This window comes from Streptomyces sp. NBC_01013 (assembly GCF_045162765.1).
In the GTDB taxonomy this organism is placed as follows: Bacteria; Actinomycetota; Actinomycetes; order Streptomycetales; family Streptomycetaceae; genus Streptomyces.
Window position 1 is genome coordinate 5,860,974 of record NZ_CP108687.1, and the last position, 22,524, is coordinate 5,883,497.

The following is a 22,524-nucleotide window of genomic DNA, read 5'->3' on the forward strand; positions in this document are numbered from 1 at the left end:
CCGGCGCGGCGGTCACGGCCGTATGAACTGCGGCCCCTGTGGTGGCAGGACGAAATTCGGGTCGGGCGCGTGCGCTGCCGCCGCCGCGGGCTGGGGGTAGCCGTAGGCGGGCTGTGTGGAGGCCGGCTGGGGGTAGCCGTAGGCAGAGCCCGGGGCGGGCGCCGCGGGGGCCGCAGCGGGCTGCGGATAGCCGTACGCGGGCTGCTGGTGCTGGACCGTGGCCTGGGCGTCGGGGCCGGGCGCCGGTGCGGGAGGGAACGCGGGAGCGGGCGGAGGCGTAGGGCCGGGCTCGGCGGAGGCCTCCGACTCGTCCACCGAGATGCCGAACGCGGTCGCGAGACCGATGAGACCGGTCGGGTACCCCTGTCCCACGGCCCGGAATTTCCAGCCATCGCCGCGCCGGTACAGCTCGCCGCAGATGATCGCGGTTTCCTGGCCCGTTTCCGGACGCACGTCGAAGACGGCGAGCGGTTCGCCCCCCGACGCCGCGGCGTCGTAGAGCAGGACGCAGAGATCGCGCACCTGCTCGAAAGCGGCCCCGTCGGAGGACGCGGCGATGACCACCTGGTCGACCGACGGGTCGAGGGCGTTCAGGTCGGCCTCGATGGTGTCCGTCAGGCCCTCGGGAAGGCTGCGCTTGGGCAGCCGTCGTACCAGGCCGGAGGGGTGTCGGGGCTGGTTGTAGAAGACGAAGTCCTCGTCGGAGCGCACGCGGCCGCCCGAACCGAGCAGCAGGGCCGAGGCGTCCACATCGGGGACCCCGGCGCCCGGGGTCCAGCGCAGCACGGCCCGTACGGCCATGGCGTCCAGGGGGACGTTCGAGCCCTTCACCATCGCGTGCGTCATGCCGGTCATCCTGCCTGCTGGCAGCCCGTGCGGACAACGCGGGGTCGCAGGCCGTGTCTCACGCACATGCCGGAACGAGTCCCTCCGCACCCTTCGTAACCGTCGCTAAATGGACGAGTTACCCGGAATTCATGCGGGCAGGGAACTGTCGACACCGGTCCGTACGTACTATTACCGGCCACACGTTGTCCGGTCGGTCAGGTAGTACGGGGGGAATCACATGCGTCATTTCGGGCATATCGCACCGGCCGCGAGGGGCGATCTGTTCTTCCGGGAACCGTGCTCCTTCGACGCCGACTCGCCGGCCCCCGTCCTCGCGGCCGCCCTGGGCGCCACGCTCTACAGCCCCGCCACCCGGCCCAGGCTTGCCGAGGACGTCCTCAAGCAGGCTCGCCGCGGGGTCGTCTCCATGGTGCTGTGCCTGGAGGATTCCATCGATGACTCCGAGGTGCCGGGCGCCGAGGAGAACCTGGTCAGGCAGTTCGCCGACCTCGCCGAACGCGGTGCTGAACTGCCCCTGCTCTTCATCCGGGTGCGCGAGCCGCGCCAGATCACGGACCTCGCGCGCCGGCTCGGCGAATGCGTCCGGTTGTTGTCTGGTTTTGTACTACCCAAGTTCACGCAAGAGCGGGGCGTTCCCTTCATGGAAGCGCTCCGGAAGGCCGAGTCCACCGCCGGACGACGCCTCTTCGCCATGCCCGTGCTCGAATCCCCCGAGCTGCTGCACCTGGAAACCCGCCAGGAGTCCCTCCACAAGATCGCCCGCACCGTCGACACCTACCGCGACCGGGTGCTTGCGCTGAGGCTCGGCGTCACCGACTTCTGCTCGGCGTACGGACTCCGCCGCGCACCCGACATGACGGCCTACGACGTCCGGATCGTCGGCGACGTCATCGCCGACGTCGTCAACGTGCTGGGCCGGGCGGACGGCACGGGCTTCACCATCACCGGCCCCGTCTGGGAGTACTTCAGGCTCCAGGAGCGCATGTTCAAGCCACAGCTGCGCCGCAGTCCCTTCCTGGAGGGCCGGGTGGAGGAACTGCGCACGGCCCTGATCGAGCACGACCTGGACGGGCTGCTGCGGGAGATCGAGCTCGACCGGGCCAACGGCCTGCTCGGCAAGACCTGTATCCACCCGTCACACGTCGCACCAGTGCACGCGCTGTCCGTGGTCAGCCACGAGGAGTTCAGCGACGCGCAGGACATCCTGCGGCCGGAGCGTGACGGCGGCGGGGTGCTGCGCTCGTCGTACACGAACAAGATGAACGAAGTGAAGCCGCACCGCGCCTGGGCCGAACGCACACTGCGGCGGGCCGAGGTCTTCGGCGTGGCCAAGGAGGACGTCGGCTTCGTGGACCTGCTGGCGGCGAGCCTCGCGGAATGAGCGGTGCGGGCGAACGGGTTCCGTAAGGAGGGCCCGGTGAGCGGGCGCGCATGAGGACGACACGGCGCCCGGTGAGCGGGTGCACGAGAGGCGACGGCTCCCTGAGCGGGCGCATGGCAGGTCAACGGAGAGGGACGGCGAACGTGGTGTGGTCGGGTAGCTGGGTCGCGGAGCGACTGGGCGTCGAGCTGGTGGGCGACGCGGAGCTCCGTGAGCTGCTGGGCCTCGCCCTGCGGCGCAACCCCAAGCGGGCACACCTGCTCGTGTCCAACGTGCTCGGCAAACACGTGCCGCAACGCCCCTCCGTCGTGTACGGGGCCGGCGTCGAGCTCGGCCGCCGGGTGCGCGACCTGCTCGGCGTGGCCGGGGCGCGGCAGGCGGTGGTGCTCGGCTACGCGGAGACGGCCACGGGCCTCGGTCATGCCGTCGCCGACGGGCTCGGAACGGCGCCCTACCTCCACTCGACGCGGCGCCCCGTCGAGGGCGTGGCGCAGGCGGGCGGCTTCGAGGAGTCGCATTCCCACGCCACCTCGCACCTGCTGCTCCCGGAGGACCCGGACCTGCTGGCGGGGGACCCGGGCGACGAAGGCCCCGAGGGCGCGACCCTGGTGCTCGTGGATGACGAGTTCTCCACCGGCAACACCGTTCTCAACACCATCCGGGCCCTGCACGAGCGCTACCCCCGCAAGCGGTACGTCATCGTGGCCCTGGTCGACATGCGCTCACCGGCCGACCGCGGACGGCTCGCGGAGTTCGCCGAGGAGATCGGTGCCCGCGTCGACCTGGTGGCACGGAACACGGGCACGGTCCGCCTCCCGGAAGGAATTCTGGAGAGCGGGCAGAAGCTGGTCGCCGAGCAGGAGGCGGCGCAGCAGGCGGCCCAGCCGCCGGTGGGGTGGCCGGGGGAAGCGCCCCGGCCACCGCGCGACCTCCCCCGTCCCTGCACCCGGATCGACCTCCAATGGCCCGCCGCAGTGCCCGACGGCGGCCGGCACGGCTTCACCCCCGCACACCGCGCACTTCTGGAACCCGCTCTCCCCGCCATGGCGGAGCGCATCGCGCAGGCGCTGGGCGAGCGCCCGCGCCGGGTGCTGGTCCTCGGTTTCGAGGAGCTGATGTACGCCCCCCTGCGCCTGGGCGCCGCCCTGGAGGAGCGCATCGACGCCGAGGTCCGCTACTCCACGACGACCCGCTCCCCGGTCCTCGCCGTGGACGACCCGGGCTATGCGATACGTACCCGCCTGGTCTTCCCCGCCCACGACGCCCCGGCGGACGGCCCCGGCGACCGCTACGCGTACAACGTCGCAGGCGGCGACTTCGACGCCGTGGTCCTCGTCGTCGACTCCACCGCCGACACCCGCGCGCTGCACGACCACCGCGGCCTGGTGCAGCAGCTCACCCCGCACACCGCCCACGTCCTGCTGGCGGTCGTCCCCTCGTACGTACCGCCCGGGGCCACCGCCGCCGAGCCGTCACCGTCGTACGTCCCCCAACGGCAGGAAGAGCCCTCCATGCTGCCCGAGCCCCTCCGCGGCCCCGCCTTCTCCTCCTACGCGCCCGACGAGGTCGGCTGGCTGCTCCAGGACCTGTCGGACACCCAGCTGGAGGCGCCCACCGAGGAGCGCGAGGAGGCGATACAGAGCGGTGGCGCGCACTACGCCGAATCCCTGCCGGTCGAGTACCAGCCGTCCGAGGAGTACCAGGACCTGTTCAAGGCGGCCCTGGACCTCTCGGCCGCCCGCATCGCCCGCGCCGTCGGCACGGTCACCGAGACGGTCCTCGCCGAGCGCGGCCCCCGCCCGGTGCTCGTCTCGCTGGCGCGCGCCGGCACCCCCGTCGGCGTACTGATGCGCCGCTGGGCCCGCCTCCGGCACGGCGCGGAGCTGCCCCACTACGCCGTCTCGATCGTGCGCGGCCGCGGCATCGACGCCAACGCCCTGCGCTGGCTGGCCGCACACCACGACCCGGCCGATGTCGTCTTCGTCGACGGCTGGACCGGCAAGGGCGCCATCACCCGCGAACTGGCCGCCGCGATCGCCGAGTTCGAGGAGTCCGAGGGCATCCAGGGCTTCAACCCCGAGATCGCGGTCCTTGCCGACCCGGGCGGCTGCGTCCGTACGTACGGCACCCGCGAGGACTTCCTCATCCCGTCCGCCTGCCTCAACTCCACCGTGTCCGGACTGATTTCGCGTACCGTCCTGCGCTCCGACCTCGTCGGGCCCGACGACTTCCACGGCGCGAAGTTCTACCGGGAGCTCGCCGGGTCGGATGTCTCCGGCCACTTCCTCGACACCGTCACCGACCGCTTCGGTGAGGCCGCCCCAGCCGTGGACGCCGAGGTCAAGGAGCTGCTCACCGCCGACCGTGCCCCGACCTGGGAGGGCTGGGCCGCGGTCGAACGGATCAGCGAGGAGTACGGCATCCATGACGTGAACCTCGTCAAACCCGGCGTAGGCGAGACCACCCGCGTCCTGCTGCGCCGCGTCCCGTGGAAGATCCTCGCCAAGCGCGGCGCGGGCGCCGACCTGGAACACATCAGGCTGCTGGCACAGCAGCGCGGCGTGCCCGTCGAGGAGGTCGACGAACTCCCGTACACCTGCGTCGGATTGATCCACCCGAAGTACACGCGCGGGGCCACCGGGGCAGACGGCAGGGCGGTGGAGTCGAAGTGACTCCCCCTCTGACGCTGGTCGCGAGCGACCTCGACCGCACCCTCATCTACTCCGCTGCCGCCCTCCAGCTCCCGATGCCGGACGCGGAGGCCCCCCGCCTGCTCTGTGTCGAGGTGTACGACAAGAAGCCCCTCTCGTACGTCACGGAGGCGGCCGCGACCCTGCTCGACGCGCTGACCCGTTCCCCGTCCACGGTCTTCGTGCCGACGACGACCCGCACCCGCGAGCAGTACCACCGCATCCATCTCCCGGGCGCCGCAGCCGAGTTCGCGATCTGTGCCAACGGCGGACACATCCTGGTGAACGGCGTGTCCGACCGGGACTGGCAACGCACTGTGGCCGGCCGGCTCGCCGAGGAGTGCGCCTCGCTGGAAGAGATCCGCACCCACCTCGTCTCCGCCTCCGACCCCGCCTGGCTGCTCAAGGAACGGGTCGCCGAGGACCTCTTCGCCTACCTCGTCGTCGACCGGCCCCTTCTGCCCGCGGACTGGACGAAGGAGCTCGCCGCGTGGGCGGAGCCGCGCGGCTGGACCGTTTCGCTCCAGGGCCGCAAGATCTACGTCGTACCGCGCCCGCTCACCAAGAGCGCGGCCATGCGCGAGGTCGCCCGCCGCACCGGAGCCACGCTCACGCTGGCCGCGGGCGACTCCCTCCTCGACGCCGACCTGCTGCTCGCCGCCGACCGCGGCTGGCGCCCCGGCCACGGCGAACTGGCCGACGCCGGCTGGAGCGCCCCGCACGTGGAGGCGACCGCCGGGAGCGGCGTGGCGGCGGGCGAGGAGATCCTGCGACGCTTCCTCGATGCGTCGGGGCAGCACCGAGGGGCCTGAGCCGAGGGCCGGCCCGCGATCACCGCGGGCCGGCCCTCGACGCGCCGCCGTAATCGCTCGAACCGGACCCGCCCGGCGACTAAAGTCACCGCGTTCCCGCCCGACGGCGGAGCACTCGGGCGAGCGGGGAGTGGTGCGATGACCAAGGGCAACGAAACCAAGATCACCGACGAGTTGTACGCGTACATGCTGGCCCACAATCCGCCGCTGGACGCGGTGCAGCGCGAACTCGTGGAGACCACGTACGCCAGGCTGCCCGACCACGCCGGCATGCAGTCGGCCGAGGAACAGGGCCCCCTGCTCGCCTTCCTCGTACGGCTGACCGGCGCCCGGCACATCGTTGAGGTCGGCACCTTCACCGGGTTCTCCGCCCTGGCGATGGCCCAGGCGCTGCCGGCCGGCGGCCGGCTGATCGCGTGCGACATCTCGGAGGAGTGGACCGCCTACGGCCGTGAGGCCTGGGCGAAGGCGGGCGTCGCGGACCGGATCGAGCTGCGGATCGCCCCGGCCCTCGACACACTGCGGGCCATGCCCGCGGAGCCGCACATCGACTTCGCCTACCTGGACGCGGACAAGGGGAACTACATCGCGTACTGGGAGGAACTGGTGCCCCGGATGCGCCAGGGAGGCGTCATCACCACGGACAACGTCCTCTTCCACGGCGGCGTGACGGACCCGCGGGCGGCCGGAGCGGCGGCGGCCATCCAGGAATTCAACAACCACGTCTCCGCCGACCCGCGCATGGACAGCGTGATGCTCACGGTGTCGGACGGACTGACGCTCTCGCGCAAGCGGTAGCCGGAGCGGGGACAGCGGCCGGGGCTGTCGGGGCCGGACGGCTCAGCCGCAGCATCCCCCACCGCAGCAGCCCCCGCCACCACCCGCCGAGGGAGCGGGCGCGGAACCGGCCGATCCCCCCACGGCGACGGCGGAGAGAAGCTTCACGGTGTCCTCGTGCCCGGCGGGGCAGGAGGCGGGGGCCGAGGACTCGGCCATCGGACGGCTGAGCTCGAAGGTGTCTCCGCAGGAGCGGCAGCGGTACTCGTAACGAGGCATGCCACCAGGCTATCGGCCGGGCGCCCCGACGTCCCGGACGACCGGCATCTCCCCGACCTCACGCCGCCGCGTCTGCCGCTGCTCCCGCTCGGCCTCCTCGGGGTGGCGGGCCCGCCAGTAGGGGTTGTCGTGGGGGAGTCCGCCGCTGACGCGTCCGTACATCCCGAACATCATCAGCATCACGCCGACCGCGAAGCTGAAGAGCACGTTCTGGATCTCGAAGGCGAGGAAGTTGAGCCCGGTGTCCAGCAGGGCGAGATTGACGAAACCGCTGAGGATGAAGGCGATGCCCAGGACCATGTTGAGCGTCGAAGCGAAGTTGCCGCCGATGACCATCCCGATGAAGAGCAGCAGACCGACGCAGATCGAGAGGACGCTGAGCGCGCCGTTGGTGCTCAGACCGGCGACGGTGTCGCCGCCGGTGTCGAAGAAGCCGATCTTGTCGATCAGTCCGAGGATCCCGAAGGCGAGCAGCACCAGCCCCATCACCCCGGCGCCGATCCGGTAGACGCGGCTGAGCCGGTGGTCCACAGGCAGCTGCTCATCGAGCAGCGCGGCCTTGCGATGGGCGGGACGCCGAGCGGGGCGCAGTACATGCGTGGCCATGGGGCCTCCTTCACGTACTACCAGGATCACGCGGGGACGGTCCCGCCGCACGTCAGGCGCCCGGCCGCGAGCGCAACGGCCCAGGTCCGGGCCCGGGACGCCCGCGCGACCGGCCCCGGCCGCCGGGGTCCCGGGCCGGGACGCACGCGCGACCGGCCGTCGGGGTCCCGGGCCTGGCGGTCAGGCCTCGGCCAGTCAGGGAGGGGCTGCGGGGATCGAGCACCGGCTTGGTCAGGGAGGGGCTCCGTCAATCGAGCACCTGCCCGGTCAGGGAGGGCTGCGGGGATCGAGCACCGGCCTGGTCAGAAACAGGCTCCGTCGATCGAGCCCCGGCCCGCCCTGGGCTTCAGGCGCCCGCCCCGGCGCCGCGCTCCTCGCGGATCTCGGCGACGACGCGTGCGACGGTCTGCCGCACACCCTCGGTCACGGTCAGGAAGTGCCAGTAGTCGGGATGGCGCCCGTCGAGGGCGGTGACGGCCTGGTCGAGCCGGGCCACCGCGTCGTCGAGCGGCCGCGCATGGCGCGGCTCGGGTGTGTGGCGCCCGGCCATGGCGAGACGCTGGGCGTCGCGGATCGCGAACCGGGTGCGCTGGATCTCCTGCTGCGGGTCCTTGGCGACGGCGTCCAGTCGCTGCAGCCGGTCACCGGCCGCCGACACCGCCTCGTCCGTGGCGTTGAGCAGGGCCCGTACCGTACTCAGTCGCGAGGTGGCATCCGCCCAGCGCTGCTCGGCACGGGCCGTCGCGGCCTCCTTGAGCTTCTCCTCCGCCTGGCGCACATTGACGGCCGCCTGCTCGGGAACCGGCTGGAGGTCCTGCCAGCAGGCCGCCGAGAAGCGCCGTCGCAGCTCGCTGAGCACGGGCTCGACGGAGGCGGACCGGGTTGTCAGTGCCTGGGCTCTGGTGCGCAGCGTCACCAGCCGCTTGTCGATCTCGGCGGCCCGCTCGGGCAGTTGCGCCGCCTCGGCGCGTACGGCTTCGGCATCGCGCAGCACCTGATCGGCGCGCTGGAGCGTCTCCGGCACGCCGTGCCGGCCGGCGCCCTGGTTGAGCTTGGTCAGCTCGGGGGCGAGGGCGGCGAGCCGGGCGGCGAGATCATCCGCCCGCAGTCCGGACGCCCGCACCGAGTCGAGAGCATTGCTCGCGGACAGGAGCGCCTGTCGCGCCCGCTCCACGGCGGGGGCAAGCCGGGCGAGCTGCGTCTCGGCGGACCCCAGCAGCGGCCCGAGACCGGCGGCGAACCGGTCCAGCTCGCCCTTCACGCGTACCAGCTCGTCCTTAGCGGACGACAGCTCGGCCTTGGCACGGGAGGCGACCGCGGGTTCAAGATCATCCCGGTCGAGGTCGTGCGCGTCGACCGCGGTGATGTAGGTGTTGCTGGCCTCATCGATGCGCCGCCCCAGAGCGGCGAAGTCATCGACCACCTTGCGCGCCGCCGGCGAGCTGTCCACGGCCGTGATCGTCTCGATGGAGATCTGCAGATCGCGCTGAGCGGTGTCGAGCTCGTAGAAGGCCTCGGCGGCGGCGTCCTTCGCGGCCTGAGCCTCCGCCCGCTGCCCTTCCCCGCGCCCGCCGAACCAACGCCGCGTGCCGCCCCCGGCGAACGCGGCGGGCGCAGCGGCGGCGATCAGCGGCACGGGCAGCAGCATCAGCAGGAGAACATCACGAACGCCGCGACCGCGACCGTGTCCGCCGCCACCACCGCGACCGCGTCCGGCCGGACGGCCGGCAACATCACTGAGGGCGGAACTGACGGCGGAGCTCCCACCCGCTCTGGCCTGCGGCTTCGCGTGTGTCGCCGTCACATCCCTCTCCCGTGCTGCTTCGCCCTGACCGGTACATTCTCCCACCAGGTAAGGACGAACACACGGGCCCGTTAGTTCGCGGTTCGCACCGTGACTTCGCCGTTGTCGCTGTGCGCCTTCACGGCATGAGGGCTGTCGTCACTGCGGGGCACGGACACGGAGACGTCCCCGTTGTCGGCCGATGCGGACACGGCGTACCGGTTACCGCCCGACGGCAGATCGATGGTGATGCTCCCGTTGTCACTGACGGTGTCCACCAGATCCGGAACCCGACTGAAGTCGAGCTTCACCGAGCCGTTGTCCGACCGCGCCACCACGGAAGCACCGGAGATCCGCTCACCGCGCACGGAGCCGTTGTCGCTCTTCAGCTCCAGCGGCCCGGTGACATCCCGCACCACGACCCCGCCGTTGTCGGAGAAGAGCTTGAGCGGCGTACCGAACCCGGAGGCGGTGACCTTCCCGTTGTCCGCATCCACGGTCAGGGCGAGCCCGCGAGGCACCTTCACCTCATGATGAGCCTCGCAGTCGCTGATCAGCGCATCGCACTTCACCCGAAGCGTCAGCTTGTCGCCCTCCAGCTTCCACACGGGATGCGGCCCACTCCCGAGTACGACCCACCCGTCGACCCTGCGGGTCACCTCGATCCGCTCCACGTCGGCGGGCACGACGTCCACGGTGGAGTTCTCCGCGTCGATGGTCAGCGTCTTCCCGCTGTACGCGAACGACTTGTGCTCGGCGGGGGCGTCCTCCACGTCCGTACTCCCACAACCACTGAGCACGCCGGCGAGCAGCACGGTGCCCCCGGCAGCCACGAGGGCGTGGGGCCGGACACGGGTGCGGGTGCGGGTACGGATGGTCATGGCGATTCGAGTCCCCCTGGCTGGCGCTGCCGATGTGCCTCCACCGTATGCAGCGCCGGCGGCGGGGACGATGCGGACGGCTACCGTCTCGGGGGTGGGGATATCCCCCGTACGGCCTGCGGGCGGGAGGCCCCGGCCCGGGTAACCGATTGTCGACGGGCGCCGAGAGGCATGTAACCTGTTGCCTCATCCACGGGTGCGTAGCTCAGGGGTAGAGCGCTGCTCTTACAAAGCAGATGTCGGCGGTTCGAAACCGTCCGCGCCCACCAGCCCGAACGCCCCCGCAGCGAGCCGCTGCGGGGGCGTTGGCGGTAGTGGGTGACGGCAGTCTCTCGGGCCGCGAGCTTGCCCGGTTGTGTGAGTAGAAACCTTCCCTACGGGTTCAAGGCGCCGCGCGAGCACGGCGCGCGCCGCCTCTGTCTTCGCCCCCGGCTGCCCCGGCCGGGTGGTGGCCCACCGAGCGCGACACCAGCCCGAGAAACGACCGGACGTTGCGACCAAGGCCGAGCTCGCTCGGCACCTGGTGCCGCGCGTACTCGCCTCATGCTGTCGGCTCGGTGGCCGCTGATTCCGCCCACGGTCAGGAATGGGGCTCTCGCCGGATGCGGAGGAAGCCGGTGGCGGCGATGTGCTCGAAGTGTCGAAATCGCAGCAGGTCAAATCCATGGCAGGGACTTGGCGCATCGACCAGCTCATCACCGAAGGCGACGTTCGCCGGGTTCATGAGAGGGAGCGGGCGGCTACGGATCCGAACAGTCCGATCAGCAGGATGAACGAGAGATACGTCGAGACCAGTGAAGGCGCCAACATGACCCTTGTGCCCGCTTGTATCCGAACTGGTGTTACTTGACGCGCCGTTGGTGCTCTGCGGGTGAGAGCGGTCTTCCAGAAGATGGACAGGCGCTCCCAGTACTCGTGTTCATCGGCGGGCGAAGGCCGCACCTCACCCAGGAGAGCGATGAGGTCGTTGCGGTAGAGGTCGAATGCGACAGCGATCTGCTGCGCATAGGCGACCGCGATGGACAAGGATGCCCGGTAGCTGAGCCAGGCCAGTCCTGCGCCACCCCACAGACACCCGAGGAAAAGGGTGGTCGAATCCGAGGCCCAGTAGGTGTACCCGCCCGCGACCAGCGAGAAGGTTCCGCTCAACGAGCTGACCGTAAGCATCAGTTCCAACTGCGCCCGGGCATCGATTAGCAGGGAGAGCAGACGTTCCGGGAGGACGTGAAACAGCCGTGGCCAGATCAGGACGGCGTCGATGCCGTACCTTGCGAGTGGGTAGAGCTCGCCAGCGCGCAGGATGTTCCCGAGCCTTGTCGGCTGTATCTCCTCAGCCATCGTCGGGGGCGGATATGTCAGGGACGCGGGATCAGTGGCGGCTCGGGTGAACCTGCGCCGGTGCAGGAACAGCCCCAGTGGTGCGATCCGAATGCTCCGCAGTACGGTCCAGTGCCCTTCAAAGCCCCGCACGATGAGGAACCTCGACACCGCGAGGATTTGCGCCAGCAGAGCCGCGCTCACGAACAGCGTAAGCAGCATCAAAACTTGGGCGCTGCCGCCCTGGGTCGTCCACCAGTCGAGGCTCGCCTTGAAAGTGTGTTGGCGGGCGGCTGTCACCGTCGCGGCCAACATGGCACAAAAGAGCAGGCTGGGCAGGAAGGCCGTGATGAAGAGCCTCCGGTCGACGACACCGGAGGCTTCCTTTACCGCGCGTCCAAGCATGCTCAACTGTCCAGCGCGATCTCAAGAGCGTGCTCGGGTGATTGCGAGCCACCGCAGATCGGTGGACGTCGCGGATCGTAGAACGCCACAGAGTTCACATAGCTGCAGTTCTGACAGACGACCAGTGCCTCTGCGGTGGATGTGCCGGGCAGTCCGGAGTCACTGGCAGACACCTTCCAGTCGGAGGAGCGGACGTCGTGAGCCCGATGGTGCGGCAGATAGGCCTCGATGGTTGCGGCAGGTACCACGCCGACCACCGCGTCCTGAGCGACGAGGACGAACCCGTGTGTGAGGTCCAGGAGCGTGATTCCGTCGGAATCAGCGAGTTCACCAAGTGCCAGTTCGGGTGCGCACGTCACCACCGGACGGAGTGGGACTCTGGAAGCCGAGACCGGGTCCAGATCGTCCGCCGTGATCAGGGCGAGTGGTCGTTGCGTCGAGTTGAGGACCACACCAAACCGGCAGCTACCCAGTCGTTCGGCCGCCTCAGCGCGCGACGCATCTCGCGGAATCAGGCTGAACGAGCGGCCTGCGAGCGCGACCAGCGCGGTATCGGCCTTCAGTTGTACGGTCACCACTCACCTACCAGGATGAAGGGGGCCCAGTAATACGGGCTTGAATAGGGCGTCCGGTCGTAGTCGAGCGAGTCGGCGGACGACTCGCCGCTGCGCAGGACCCTTTCCATGCGGACCGCCTTGCGATATTCCGCGCTTCCGGGCGGGGCGACGGTGGCGATCTCGGTGTAGTCAGCCCGGGCCCGCGCATTGTCACCGGCCAGAGAACGAAGCTCAGCTATATCCAGCGCAGACAGCAGCAGATCCCGTGTCGCAGGTCCTGCGAAATGCCCACAGTTGTCGATCGCCTCAAGCACCGTGATCCGACGTAGCCGCTCTTGGGCCTGCCGCAGCGCTTCGGCCTTGGAGGCTCCCGTCCCCAGGGCCGTGTAGAAGGCGTCCATGAGAAAAGTCGTCGAGATGTCATCCACCTTCCACAGACTGACCAGGACCGATCTGCTCCCGGCGTGCAGCAGCGCCCGGGTGAGTCCGACGAGGTCGTCACCGGTGCGCCGTCCTCCACGGCCGCTCTCGCACGCGCTGAGTGTGACAAGCGAGGTATTCAGCCGAAGCGCGCTCAGGTCGGCCATGGTCACGACGTCATCGCCGATCCGTAGGCCGGATGCGATGGGGTTCCGCTCATCGAACAGACCATGACACGCCAGGTGGATGACGTCGTACTCGGAGTCGGCCAGGCGGTCGAGAAAGACTCTCCGTGAGGCGCTGGAGCCAACCAGCAGGTCCGTTCCGCCGCCGAACCGGCGCATGACTGCATGGGCCTCCCAGCCGGTGTGCGGCGGAGCGCTCTCCACGCGGGTGTCCGCCAGCACCAGGGCCCGCCCGACCGGGGAGCGGTTGCCGCGTCGGACGTATGTCATGGCCGAGGCACTCGGCGTGTAGCAGACCGGGTTGCGCATGGAGAGCGGCCCCTCATCGACCGGAATGGCGTGCAGCGGAATGTGGTGCAGATGCCCGTGCGGCACGAACCAGATCAGGTCTCCCGGGGCAGTGCGCTCAAGCAGGCCGTCCACCAACGGGGCTAGCGCTTCGCCCCAAGGGTCCGGGGGGCTCAGACCTATGCGGTCGGAACCCGATTCAATCGCTTCCACCAGATCCGGACCGAGGTTGATGCTGACGACGTCCGGCTGCTCATCGTCCGCCCGGACGATGAAAACGAAGAGCGTCTTGTCCGTGAAGAAGTACTCGGTCAGGACGGCGCCCGTCGGCATGGAGCGCATGATTGGTCCCAGTTCCGCAAAGGACGTGGGGGTGCCACGACGTATCGCGGCGTACTCACGTCCAGCCGGGTCCGACTGCTCTATCTGGTCCCAGATGGAACGGAGGCCGTCGTGGGCAACCTTCAGATCAGCCAGTGCTTGCTCCTGCCGGGCGGACGAGAACGAAGACTCCTGGGCCAGTCGAGACTGTGCCATACCGACGTCGTCGAGTGCCTGCGCCTCCGCGCTCGCGAACGCTGCTGGAGGCCTCAGCGCGGCAGCCAGCCCCAGCAGTCGCAGCAGATGTGCCGAACGGGCCTGCTCCATGATCTGAAACGCCCGAGCCATCGGCCGATCATGAGGAGAACGCACTTCGAGTGAGTGGCACCGCGTCACGAGGAAGTCGACGGCTTCCGCGTACGCCTCGTCCGTGAGGTCCTGGTAGATCTCCGGGTCTGCCACCTGGGTACGCATCTCTTCGAATACTTGGATCTGCCGTCTGAGGAAGAAGTCGACCTTCCCCCAGTCCTCTTGCAGCTCAAAAAGCTGCGCGAGGTGCCGGTACGATCTGCGTGCCCAGAAAGGTTCACGGCTCTGAAGCGCCTGCTCTGCTGTTTCCCATGCTTCCGACAGCGACTCGCCGTACTCGCCAGCGAGCATGAGCCGCTCAGCCTTGGCGAGACGCCCCGCAGGCGTCGCCGGAGCCAGGCGTTCGAACATCACACGTGCCTCAGTGGGGAGTTGGACCCTGACCGTGCTCCCCCTCTGTCGGTCGACCGTAGCCAGTCGCTCTGCGAGCGCCTCCACACGCGACTCGATCCTCAATCGGAGGAGTCTCCGCTGGGCGGCCGGGGAGATGCTCCTGTGGTGCAGTTCGTTGGAGAGTCGGTGCATGTCACCTCGGGTGATGCGGATACTCGGTATCCGTCTCAGCACACGGACAGCGGGTCGCTTACTGCCCTCCGCCATGAGGCATTCGGCATGGATGACGAGCGCGAGAACCAATACAGGCGACGCCAGCTCCGGATCCGCCAGCGTAGGCGCGAGCATCTCGGCCGCGGCCCGGGCGCGGTGCAGCTGGCCCAACAGAAGGTCTGCCGCCGTGCAACGTTCAAGGGCGGCACTCCCTGTCAAGCCTGCCGCCTCATAATAGTCAACGGCCTTCCGGTGATTGGCTAACTGGATGTCCGGTTGTCCTGCGACAGAGGCGATGGAGGAGGCGATGTTTCCCTGCGCGGCCAGCACGGCCAGTTCAAGCGGTTTTCGCTGGACATCATCAACGGGGAGCACCTCATCGATAATGTCCAGCGCTCTGCCGGCCGACTCGAGGAATGCCGCCCGCGCATCCGGTCCGCGCTTCAGTAGTGAATTCCTTACGGACGGGGCACGGGTCAGACACCCCAGTTGACGGCCTTCCAGCACGCTGACCGAAAGCTCCGAGAACGCGAAGATCAGTCCGAGGTCGGGGCGGCGGAAGGGGCGACGGAGCACGAAGTCATAGACCCACCCGCGCAGTGCCACTTCGCGATGCTCCGGCGCCATCCCAGCGGTGTTGACGGCGTCCTCGAGGTCCATCGTCGGCCGCCCGGTCACGATGATGAGCAGGCCTTCTGTCATAGCCAACAGGACAGCAGGCGTGATCAGTTCGGGCCTCGGGTGGTACAGGGCGCCTATGGCGAAGACCGGGACTCCGCGACCCAGCAGAGCACGGAGGACCCAGGCGAGTCGGCCCAGCGGGAACAGCCAGCCGATCAAGGTGCGGCTACCCAGACGCGGCGGAACATCATCACTCGGCCCCTCCCGCATCATCTCGGTGCGCGACATGCCGATGAGTCGATTGATGCGTCGATAGACCAAAGAGATTAGGAAGGGGACCGTGAACCCCACGGCCCAGCCCACCCAGTCCTCATGTCGGGCAATTTTGGAGAAATATGTATAGATCAGTGTTGAGCCGGCCCCCACTAACCCATATAGAACGCAGCGCAGAAGGAGCTGTTGGTTTTCAGGATCCATGGGTAGCCAGCGACGGCGGCCCAGTAGGACGACGTACCGGTCGTCCTTGACCTTCCACCGCCGCCTCCGACCGAGGCGCCGCACCGGGCCGAATCGAAGCAGATCGTGGCGGGCGCCCAGCGGACTCTCCATGGTCAGCCAGGCCAGGAAAGAGATACCGCAGAGAATCAGACCGCCACGGATTCCCCGAAAGGGGGATCCCGCCCACACGTCCGCCAGCCAACCGCCGAACGAAGATGCTGCGACCCAGAAGACCGCCACGAGGGCCAGCGCCCGAACCGCGAGCTCCCCGCAGCGCTTCGTTCGCGTCTGATGTCTTGTCCACCAGCCTCTCACCCAGAGCCTGGCCGCCAAGAGCGCGCCGCCCACACATCGCCACCACCATAAGTGTTCGGATGGCGGCGGAAGTGACAGGACTACGGCGCCCAGCAGAGGCCAAGCCGTCACGGCGAAGAAGGTGAGCTTCCAGAAGTGGTGACTCAGCGGAAGTCTCGGGAACCACCCCTCACAGGCCAGGAACGTGTTGCGTGTCTCGTTGTGCGGTAGCGCCACGACGCTCCCCAGGGACCCGAGGGTAGGGGCGTCAAGGATAGCCAATCCGATAAGTAGTGCTCAAGGTTTGTGGATTGCACCGGAGGGCGCCCTTGATGTTGGGGTGCACGTCCTCGTACAGGCAGGCGAGCAGATCCCTGTAGCAACAGAGAGCGGGGTGCCCGGCAGTCTTCGACCGGGCGGCCCGCCCCTGCATGTAAATGGGATCCCGGCGGCCTCAGCTGCACGGCCCGTACGGCGCCGTTGCAGCGTTTGTTGGAGGCCGTGGGCAGCGACGAAGACGACGAATCGGGGGCGTGAAGGGCCTTGGAGTCACTTGGGTACGCCCTTGCCGCCGTGGTGTGGGGCGGCGTCGGCGTGGCCCTACTCGCAGGCGGGGCCGCCACGGTGCTGGCCGTCAGGTGGCGTCGCCGCGCCATCGCGGCTCTGGAAGGCGAAGAGCTGGCTGGCGAAGGGCGTGAGCCCCGGCCCGGTCTGACGTCTCCCCGTGACGTCGGCGGTGCCACCGCCGACTGGATGCTGCAGTGTTGCGGAGGGAGGTTCGAGCCAGGGGATGTTGTCTCGTGGAACTACTCCGTTCCGGGCACGACCGTACCGGTTTCGGTTGCTGCTCGCGGTCAATGAGGGGGCCAGCGGACGCGTGCCAGATCGAACGGCCAATCACGGTCACTGGCGGATTGCTGCGGCCTCAACCGCTTGTGACAGGCGTCGTAGTTCGCAGAGGGGCTGAGCTGCCATGACGGATCAGCTGCGGGCGCCAGGCTTACAAGGCAGATCGGCGGTTCGAAACCGTCCGCGCCCACCAGTACAAAGGCCCCCAACCGATCACGGTTGGGGGCCTTTGGCATCCACTTCTGACGGCAACGGGCGTGGTCATCCACGGGCGGACGCTGCCGCTTCAGCATGCGGTCGAGGTGACTCACGGCCTCGCGCTGCGTGTTCTGGGCAGCGCGGGCGTAGATGTTCGTCGTGACCGCGATCTGGCTGTGTCCGACGATCTCCCTCAAGATGCGGGGCGGGACGCCGGCCGCGGTTAGCGGCGTCGCGCAACCGTTCCTGGCATCGTGCAGTCGAATCACGCGGAGTCCGGCCGACTTGCCGACCCGAGTGAACGAGCGGTACAACTTGCGCGGCTCGATCGGCCGGCGCGTGCGGGTGGTGAAAACGTAGCCGGGTCTCCTCCCCCTTCTCGCTAGCGGCTCCGCGCATGGCGGCCTGCCGCATTCGTTGCCGGCGAAGGGGAGCGACACAGGTCGCGGGCTGGGGAGAGCTGTGGGGGAGTCACCGCGAGGCTCCGACCCAGGTCAGCGAAGGTGCAGGTCCTCGGACCATGGCAGCTCCCGCCCAGAGTCTCTCTATGCCGACCTTCCCTGCCAGGTGTGCGGACCGTAATCGCGAAGCGCGCCCCAGCCCGCATTGACACCAGGACTTGAACGCGTTCAGGATGATGTTCACCGCTTCCTCGAGGCGTCGCTACCGGGCATGTGCGAGACACGAGAGGCAGGGCCGCATGGCTGTCGTCCAGCATCAGCGGACACGACGTGCATTCATGGGCGCTTCGTTGGGAGGTGCGGTGACATTCCTGTTGGCCGCCTGTTCCGGCTACTACCCGGTCGAGGTCGACACCGTTGATCGGCTGACGGGCGTGTGGTCGGACTGGTCCGGGGCGACAGTTGAGTTCAAGGACGACGGCACGTTCACAGCCGAGGGCTTGGACAAGGCGGACGTCATCGGTTGGGGGTGCTCCGGGTTCGCCGACCGGCAACACGGAACATGGTCTTCCTCCGGAACGTACGGCGAGGTCACCTTCGACGGTGTGGACTGTGAGGACATGAAATTGGCCTTCTACGGCTCCCCGGATTCCTTCATCGCCTGCTTCACGCGGGACGTGACTTCCGGGGGATGCACGCACGAATTCAGCCGGGAGGAAGGCTGATCCAAGTGGTCTTGGCCGCGAACCGACTACGTGATCGCCACGGCACGGGAGGTGTGCGGGACAACTCGTCAGCCGGAGGGCGTATCAGACGCTTGAACTGCAGAGACATGGAGAATCGGGCCGGCCTCCGGAGTCGGGTGTGTGGAGCGGCATCATGTTCTCCATGACCTCCGATCCAGCAGCGCGCCCATTGGGAGTGCCCAAGTTACGGCCGTGACCGATGGTGTCGCCCAAGTCTTCAACTGGGAGGCGGACGCGCGGATCGAGGTGCGGGACCTTGGGGGAGAGGTCGTCATTGAGGCGAACGCCGCAGGTCTCAGGGCGCACGCTGGGCATCTCCTCGTGTTGGTCGGCGATGGAGTTCCCGATGGAAGTCACCTATACATCGAGGACGGCAACGGTCTGGAGGGCGGGTCCGCCGGTTTGGTCCTGCGGTGGAAGCGCAAGCAGGCACTAGCTTCCGGCCGAGCTCACCATTCAGGTGTCCCCTGCGAGCGCCGCACGCTCAGATGACGGGCAGGAGGCGGCTGTCAGAGCCAGGTGGGAGGGTGTCGCCATGCAGGCCGCGCTCTATGAACTGCCGGACGAGTCTTTGGAACACGCCGTGATCGCTCGCTTCCAGCTGGGCGGCGAGGACTTCGGTGAACCTGACCAGAGGTCATTGGTCTTCGAAGCCGAGCGGTCCATCGGGGCCGTGGTCGCAGCCGCTGGAGTGGGTGACGTCGACGGCAATGAGTTCGGCGGGGGAGAGGTGGCGATCTACGCCTACGGTCCTGATGCCGAAGCCTTGTTCCGGGTGATGGAGCCTGGGTTGCGCCTGCTTCCGTTTCGGCCGGCACACGTCGTGCTGCGCTACGGGGAGCCCGGTGACGACGTGGTGAGCGAGCGTGTCGAGCTTCAGGCGCGCGCGCCGATGCGGGCCGGACCGAGCGGTCAGGCACGGTCATTCGGAGAACCTCAAGGCGTCAGCAACTGGTGACAGCCGCGGACGGGCGGGGCTGGGGTGGGTGGTGAGTGGAGCCGGTGGGCGAGGCGAGGATCGAAGGACAAGGGCACGGCCCAGCCCGCAGCAGGCCGAGTGCCGGCAGCGGGGCGACGCGCACCCAGCGGTGCAGGGCCAACTGCGCCTCTGGGCCCGGCGGTGGCGCTGTCATCCGGCAGGCAAGCCGGGTGCGGTGAGAAGGCGGAACCGGCCGGATTCGAACCGGCGTCCTCGCGGTTTTGGAGACCGCGCGCGACGACCTCTGCGCTACGGCTCCGCCCTGCCGCCATCCTAGGAGGGCGTTCTGCCGGGCTGTACGGGTGCGGGGCGATGTCGCTGTCAGAGCAAGGTGATGACGTCGTGTGGGTCGCGGGGGCGACCATTCGTGGTCGCGAGTTCCCGAGTCCCAGCCGGCCGGCGCGGACGTCGCCGTGTTCCGTGCGCCGCCGTCAGGCGGCCGAAACCGGGCCGGGTGGCAGGTGGACCGTCATGATCAGGTGGCAGGCATCGGGGCCGACGCCGCGGTACGTGTGGGGGGCGTCGGCGTCGAAGGTGGCCGTCTGGCCGGCCTCGACGCGGTGCTCGGCGCCGTCGACGACGAGCGTCATGCGGCCGGACGTGACGCTGACCGTTTCCACGACCCCGGCCTGGTGGGGGTGGCTGGGGTACTCCTCGTCCGGTTCCAGCCGCCAGCGCCACACCTCGACCGGGGCCGGGCCCGAGGTCGTCAGCATGAGCCGGGCCTCGCTGCCCTGCGCTCCGGTCCACAGAGGGGCGACGGCGTCGGCCGTCACCACGCGGACGCGGCCTTCCGCCGGTCCTTCCATCAGTGCGGACACCGAGATGCCGAGCGTGTCGGCCAGCCGGACCAGGGTGGCGAAGTTGGGGTTGCCCTGGGCCTTCTCCAACCCGACCAGAGCACCCTTGCTGACCTGTGCGCGCCGGCCCAGTTCGTCCAGGGACAGGCCGGCGCGGGTGCGGGCCGCTCTGACGTTGTGCGCGAGCGAGCGCAGAGCCGTGTCCGTCTCGGCCATCCGATCACCATCCTTGCGAGAGACCAATGGAGTGCACCGCGCGGTCGTTTGGTTGACACGGGGCGGTCGGTTCGTTGTACCGTTGGGTCGTTCCACTGAATAGTAAGGGATGTGCCCGTGATTGCTCTGCTGCTGGCCCTGGGCAGCTCACTCGCCTACGGGTGCGCCGATTTCCTGGGCGGCCTCGGCGCCCGTAAAGCCCATGTGCTGCGCACCGTGATGATCGCGGCCCCGGCCTCCCTCGTGGTCGAGCTGCTGCTGTGGCCGTTCCTCGGCGCCTCGTTCAGTGCCGGGGCCCTGGGCTGGGGCGCCGCATCCGGTGTCGCGTCCGCCGCCGCGTTCGCCCTCCTCTACAGGACTCTGGCGATCGGCCCGATGAACGTGCTGTCGCCCGTGACCGCGCTGGTCTCCGCCATGCTGCCCGTAGGCGTCGGCCTGTTGCAGGGGGAGCACCTGGGTGTCGCCGGACCGGTGGGTCTGCCACTGGCCCTGGCGGCGGTGGTGCTGGTCAGTGCCGGGCACGGGTCGGGGTCGGTACGGCCTTCGCGTACGGCGCTGCTGCTGGCACTCGGTGCGGGCGCCGCCATCGCCCTCCAGCTGATCTTCCTGCACCAGGCCCCCTCCGACAGTGGGGTCGCACCGCTGATCACCGGCAGGGCCGTGTCCTCGGCCGTCACGCTGGGCGCTGCCGGACTGATGCTGCGCAGGCTGGGGTCCGAGAGGCCCGCCTACGCGATGGCCGCCGCCGCCGGCGTGCTGGACTCGGTGGCGAACCTGCTGTTCCTGCTCGCCGCCCGCAGTGGGGACCTCGCCGTCGTCGCCGTCATCACCGCTCTCTACCCGGCCGGTACCGTCCTGCTGGCCCGCAGCGTGCTGGCCGAACGCATCCACCGAGGCCAGCTCGTCGGACTCGGCACCGCCGCCGCTGCCGTCACTCTCCTCGCCCTCACCTGATCGCCCGCCGGCCCGCAGCAGCGAGTGCCGACGCCGGCCCGCAGCAGCGAGAGTCACAAGGAAAGGAGCAGCATGTTCATCCAGCCCTGGGACGCCGCCCTGGACGAAACCGAATGGCAGACCTGGATCGCCGGCGGTCACGACTTCGGACAGCTCAGCGTCAACGGCCTGCCTGGCCGCCCGCCCGCCGTCGTCCCCACCCACTTCACCATCGACGGCAGCGACCTGCTGATCCACTTCGCCCGGCCCAACCCGGTCTGGGAGCCGATCGAGCACGACCCGAACGTCACGTTCACCGTCATCGGCGACTACGCCTTCATCCCCGGCCCCTGGCGCGCCAAGCCCGGAACCCCGCCCGCCGAAGGAGTTCCGACCAGCTACTACGCGGCCGTGCAGTTCGCCTGCCGCGCCACCGTCGTCGACGACCCCGAAGCGAAGGCCCTGCTGCTGCGCCGCCGGCTCGCCCACGTCCAGCCCGACGGCGACCACGCCCCCGTCGCCGTCGGCCGGCCCCCGTACGGCCGGATGCTGCCGGGCATCCGTGGGCTGCGCCTCGAAGTCACGGAGGCCGTGGCCACGTTCAAGTACGACGACCACAAGCCCGTCGAGCACCGAGCGGCCGTGGCCGACAGTCTCACCCGACGCGGGAAGGGCCTCGACGCCCCGACCGCAGGTCAGCAGCGCCGTCGTCTGGACCGCATGGGCCCGTGGAAGGCCTGACCCCCGCAACCGTCGTACGTACGAAGCAACGGAGCCCTCGCCTCATGACCGATGTCCACCTTGCCCCCGCCGTGGCCGACGCCTTCCCCGAGACCCTCATCGCCGTGGTCACCGCCACCGGTCTGCGCGGCCGTGAGGACTGGCCCGGCACCGCCGCCGCCCTGGAGGAGCTGGAGCAGCAACTCGCCGACGGCACCTGGCAGCCCGCCGAAGAGACCGACCCCCGCATCGAGGCGTGGCACACCGCCTACCGTTCCTTCGGCACGAACCCCCGGCGCATCCGCCCCAGCGTCGACGCGCTCGGCAGGCGCCTCGCCAAGAAGGGGACCTTGCCGCGCATCAACCCGGCGGTCGACTCCTACAACGCCGTCTCCGTGCGGCACGGTCTGCCCGCGGGAGCCTTCGACCTCGACCGGGTCACCGGCGACATCGACATCCGGTACGCGGACGGCAGCGAGGAGTTCACCCCGCTCGGTGAACCCGGCACCGTCGAGAACCCCAAGCCCGGTGAGATCGTCTACACGGACGGCAGCGGTGTGCTGACCCGGCACTGGAACCACCGCGACGCCCACCGCACACGGGTCACCGAGGACTCCACACGCGTGGCCTTCGTCCTCGAAACCTTGCAGGCGGCCCGCGACGGACACCTCCTGAAGGCTGCGGCGTCGCAGCTGCAGGAACTTCTCGCTCCGCACGCCGAGCAGACCGCGGTGCACTACCTCGGCCCGGCATCCTCGCGGACCACCGGGTGAGAGGTGCTGCCGGTCACCTGAGCCGCCGGC

19 protein-coding genes, 2 tRNA genes and 1 pseudogene are annotated in these 22,524 nt (G+C 69.2%); 11 read left to right on the top strand and 11 right to left on the bottom strand.

All coding sequences use genetic code 11. The features are described from left to right. Positions 1 to 12 precede the first annotated feature (12 nt). Positions 13 to 846 carry a TerD family protein gene (locus OG538_RS25485; RefSeq protein ID WP_406097321.1) on the bottom strand — a complete coding sequence of 278 codons (834 nt, stop codon included), beginning with the start codon at positions 844 to 846 and terminating at the stop codon, positions 13 to 15. A gap of 220 nt (positions 847 to 1,066) precedes the next feature. Here OG538_RS25485 and OG538_RS25490 point away from each other — a divergent pair, with 220 nt between their 5' ends. From OG538_RS25490 to OG538_RS25505, 4 genes are all read left to right on the top strand, one after another. Continuing rightward, positions 1,067 to 2,230 (top strand): HpcH/HpaI aldolase/citrate lyase family protein, encoded by a 1,164-nt coding sequence (locus OG538_RS25490; protein WP_406097323.1) that lies wholly within the window; start codon positions 1,067 to 1,069, stop codon positions 2,228 to 2,230. Between the two features lie 113 nt (positions 2,231 to 2,343). Continuing rightward, complete coding sequence (locus tag OG538_RS25495) at positions 2,344 to 4,902, top strand: phosphoribosyltransferase (RefSeq protein ID WP_406097325.1); 2,559 nt, start codon at positions 2,344 to 2,346, stop codon at positions 4,900 to 4,902. Then, positions 4,899 to 5,732 (top strand): HAD family hydrolase, encoded by an 834-nt coding sequence (locus OG538_RS25500; RefSeq protein ID WP_406097327.1) that lies wholly within the window; start codon positions 4,899 to 4,901, stop codon positions 5,730 to 5,732. Before OG538_RS25495 ends, OG538_RS25500 begins: the two co-directional genes overlap by 4 nt. Positions 5,733 to 5,870: 138 nt before the next feature. Further along, on the top strand, positions 5,871 to 6,530 hold the full coding sequence (locus OG538_RS25505) for an O-methyltransferase (RefSeq protein WP_406097329.1): 660 nt from the start codon (positions 5,871 to 5,873) through the stop codon (positions 6,528 to 6,530). Positions 6,531 to 6,572: 42 nt separating this feature from the next. Here OG538_RS25505 and OG538_RS25510 read toward each other — a convergent pair whose 3' ends face one another. The 4 genes from OG538_RS25510 to OG538_RS25525 all read right to left on the bottom strand — a co-directional run bounded on the left by OG538_RS25510 (position 6,573) and on the right by OG538_RS25525 (position 10,058). After that, positions 6,573 to 6,788, bottom strand: coding sequence for a zinc ribbon domain-containing protein (locus tag OG538_RS25510; RefSeq protein ID WP_406097331.1), 216 nt, complete (start codon positions 6,786 to 6,788; stop codon positions 6,573 to 6,575). Between the two features lie 9 nt (positions 6,789 to 6,797). Further along, complete coding sequence (locus OG538_RS25515) at positions 6,798 to 7,394, bottom strand: DUF4383 domain-containing protein (protein WP_406097333.1); 597 nt, start codon at positions 7,392 to 7,394, stop codon at positions 6,798 to 6,800. 346 nt (positions 7,395 to 7,740) lie between these two features. Next, positions 7,741 to 9,198: a hypothetical protein gene (locus OG538_RS25520; RefSeq protein WP_406097335.1), complete on the bottom strand. Its 1,458-nt coding sequence runs from the start codon at positions 9,196 to 9,198 to the stop codon at positions 7,741 to 7,743. 71 nt (positions 9,199 to 9,269) lie between these two features. Then, positions 9,270 to 10,058: a DUF4097 family beta strand repeat-containing protein gene (locus OG538_RS25525; protein ID WP_406097337.1), complete on the bottom strand. Its 789-nt coding sequence runs from the start codon at positions 10,056 to 10,058 to the stop codon at positions 9,270 to 9,272. Between the two features lie 194 nt (positions 10,059 to 10,252). Here OG538_RS25525 and OG538_RS25530 point away from each other — a divergent pair. After that, positions 10,253 to 10,327 (top strand) — tRNA-Val (locus tag OG538_RS25530). Positions 10,328 to 10,778: 451 nt separating this feature from the next. Here the strand turns inward: OG538_RS25530 and OG538_RS25535 are convergent. From OG538_RS25535 to OG538_RS25545, 3 genes are read right to left on the bottom strand one after another with little or no spacing between them, the layout of a single operon-like run. Continuing rightward, on the bottom strand, positions 10,779 to 11,780 hold the full coding sequence (locus OG538_RS25535) for a hypothetical protein (RefSeq protein WP_406097339.1): 1,002 nt from the start codon (positions 11,778 to 11,780) through the stop codon (positions 10,779 to 10,781). A gap of 2 nt (positions 11,781 to 11,782) precedes the next feature. After that, a complete protein-coding gene (locus OG538_RS25540; RefSeq protein WP_406097341.1) occupies positions 11,783 to 12,355 on the bottom strand; it encodes a hypothetical protein in 573 nt (190 codons plus the stop codon). Continuing rightward, positions 12,352 to 15,564 carry a CHAT domain-containing protein gene (locus OG538_RS25545; protein ID WP_406097343.1) on the bottom strand — a complete coding sequence of 1,071 codons (3,213 nt, stop codon included), beginning with the start codon at positions 15,562 to 15,564 and terminating at the stop codon, positions 12,352 to 12,354. The genes OG538_RS25540 and OG538_RS25545 overlap by 4 nt, the downstream gene beginning before the upstream one ends. Positions 15,565 to 16,503: 939 nt before the next feature. On the opposite strand from OG538_RS25545, the gene OG538_RS25550 reads away from it, so the two are divergent. After that, positions 16,504 to 16,740: a DUF6578 domain-containing protein gene (locus OG538_RS25550; RefSeq protein WP_406100293.1), complete on the top strand. Its 237-nt coding sequence runs from the start codon at positions 16,504 to 16,506 to the stop codon at positions 16,738 to 16,740. A gap of 266 nt (positions 16,741 to 17,006) precedes the next feature. Here the strand turns inward: OG538_RS25550 and OG538_RS25555 are convergent. After that, positions 17,007 to 17,382: pseudogene (locus OG538_RS25555) on the bottom strand (tyrosine-type recombinase/integrase); the annotation flags it as partial. A 244-nt stretch (positions 17,383 to 17,626) separates the two neighbouring features. Here OG538_RS25555 and OG538_RS25560 point away from each other — a divergent pair. Together OG538_RS25560 and OG538_RS25565 are read left to right on the top strand one after the other, a co-directional pair. Continuing rightward, a complete protein-coding gene (locus tag OG538_RS25560) occupies positions 17,627 to 18,052 on the top strand; it encodes a hypothetical protein (RefSeq protein WP_406097345.1) in 426 nt (141 codons plus the stop codon). Positions 18,053 to 18,608: 556 nt separating this feature from the next. Beyond that, positions 18,609 to 19,031 carry a hypothetical protein gene (locus tag OG538_RS25565; RefSeq protein ID WP_406097347.1) on the top strand — a complete coding sequence of 141 codons (423 nt, stop codon included), beginning with the start codon at positions 18,609 to 18,611 and terminating at the stop codon, positions 19,029 to 19,031. 205 nt (positions 19,032 to 19,236) lie between these two features. Here the strand turns inward: OG538_RS25565 and OG538_RS25570 are convergent. Both OG538_RS25570 and OG538_RS25575 read right to left on the bottom strand, forming a co-directional pair. Continuing rightward, positions 19,237 to 19,311: transfer RNA gene (locus tag OG538_RS25570), tRNA-Trp, on the bottom strand. Positions 19,312 to 19,483: 172 nt separating this feature from the next. Then, on the bottom strand, positions 19,484 to 20,068 hold the full coding sequence (locus OG538_RS25575; protein ID WP_406097349.1) for a helix-turn-helix domain-containing protein: 585 nt from the start codon (positions 20,066 to 20,068) through the stop codon (positions 19,484 to 19,486). 117 nt (positions 20,069 to 20,185) lie between these two features. On the opposite strand from OG538_RS25575, the gene OG538_RS25580 reads away from it, so the two are divergent. The 3 genes from OG538_RS25580 (at position 20,186) to OG538_RS25590 (ending at position 22,494) form a co-directional block, all read left to right on the top strand. Then, complete coding sequence (locus tag OG538_RS25580; RefSeq protein WP_406100294.1) at positions 20,186 to 21,022, top strand: EamA family transporter; 837 nt, start codon at positions 20,186 to 20,188, stop codon at positions 21,020 to 21,022. 72 nt (positions 21,023 to 21,094) lie between these two features. After that, complete coding sequence (locus OG538_RS25585; RefSeq protein WP_406097351.1) at positions 21,095 to 21,742, top strand: FMN-binding negative transcriptional regulator; 648 nt, start codon at positions 21,095 to 21,097, stop codon at positions 21,740 to 21,742. Between the two features lie 44 nt (positions 21,743 to 21,786). Then, complete coding sequence (locus tag OG538_RS25590) at positions 21,787 to 22,494, top strand: B3/4 domain-containing protein (protein ID WP_406097353.1); 708 nt, start codon at positions 21,787 to 21,789, stop codon at positions 22,492 to 22,494. The last annotated feature ends 30 nt before the right edge of the window (positions 22,495 to 22,524 follow it).

What these genes read in the sequence shown, in the direction of transcription:
- OG538_RS25485 (WP_406097321.1), bottom strand. Translation starts at nt 846, where the DNA reads ATGACGCACGCGATGGTGAAGGGCTCGAACGTCCCCCTGGACGCCATG.
- OG538_RS25490 (WP_406097323.1), top strand. Translation starts at nt 1,067, where the DNA reads ATGCGTCATTTCGGGCATATCGCACCGGCCGCGAGGGGCGATCTGTTC.
- OG538_RS25495 (WP_406097325.1), top strand. Translation starts at nt 2,344, where the DNA reads ATGGCAGGTCAACGGAGAGGGACGGCGAACGTGGTGTGGTCGGGTAGC.
- OG538_RS25505 (WP_406097329.1), top strand. Translation starts at nt 5,871, where the DNA reads ATGACCAAGGGCAACGAAACCAAGATCACCGACGAGTTGTACGCGTAC.
- OG538_RS25510 (WP_406097331.1), bottom strand. Translation starts at nt 6,788, where the DNA reads ATGCCTCGTTACGAGTACCGCTGCCGCTCCTGCGGAGACACCTTCGAG.
- OG538_RS25515 (WP_406097333.1), bottom strand. Translation starts at nt 7,394, where the DNA reads ATGGCCACGCATGTACTGCGCCCCGCTCGGCGTCCCGCCCATCGCAAG.
- OG538_RS25525 (WP_406097337.1), bottom strand. Translation starts at nt 10,058, where the DNA reads ATGACCATCCGTACCCGCACCCGCACCCGTGTCCGGCCCCACGCCCTC.
- OG538_RS25535 (WP_406097339.1), bottom strand. Translation starts at nt 11,780, where the DNA reads ATGCTTGGACGCGCGGTAAAGGAAGCCTCCGGTGTCGTCGACCGGAGG.
- OG538_RS25545 (WP_406097343.1), bottom strand. Translation starts at nt 15,564, where the DNA reads ATGGATCCTGAAAACCAACAGCTCCTTCTGCGCTGCGTTCTATATGGG.
- OG538_RS25560 (WP_406097345.1), top strand. Translation starts at nt 17,627, where the DNA reads ATGGCTGTCGTCCAGCATCAGCGGACACGACGTGCATTCATGGGCGCT.
- OG538_RS25565 (WP_406097347.1), top strand. Translation starts at nt 18,609, where the DNA reads ATGCAGGCCGCGCTCTATGAACTGCCGGACGAGTCTTTGGAACACGCC.
- OG538_RS25575 (WP_406097349.1), bottom strand. Translation starts at nt 20,068, where the DNA reads ATGGCCGAGACGGACACGGCTCTGCGCTCGCTCGCGCACAACGTCAGA.
- OG538_RS25585 (WP_406097351.1), top strand. Translation starts at nt 21,095, where the DNA reads ATGTTCATCCAGCCCTGGGACGCCGCCCTGGACGAAACCGAATGGCAG.
- OG538_RS25590 (WP_406097353.1), top strand. Translation starts at nt 21,787, where the DNA reads ATGACCGATGTCCACCTTGCCCCCGCCGTGGCCGACGCCTTCCCCGAG.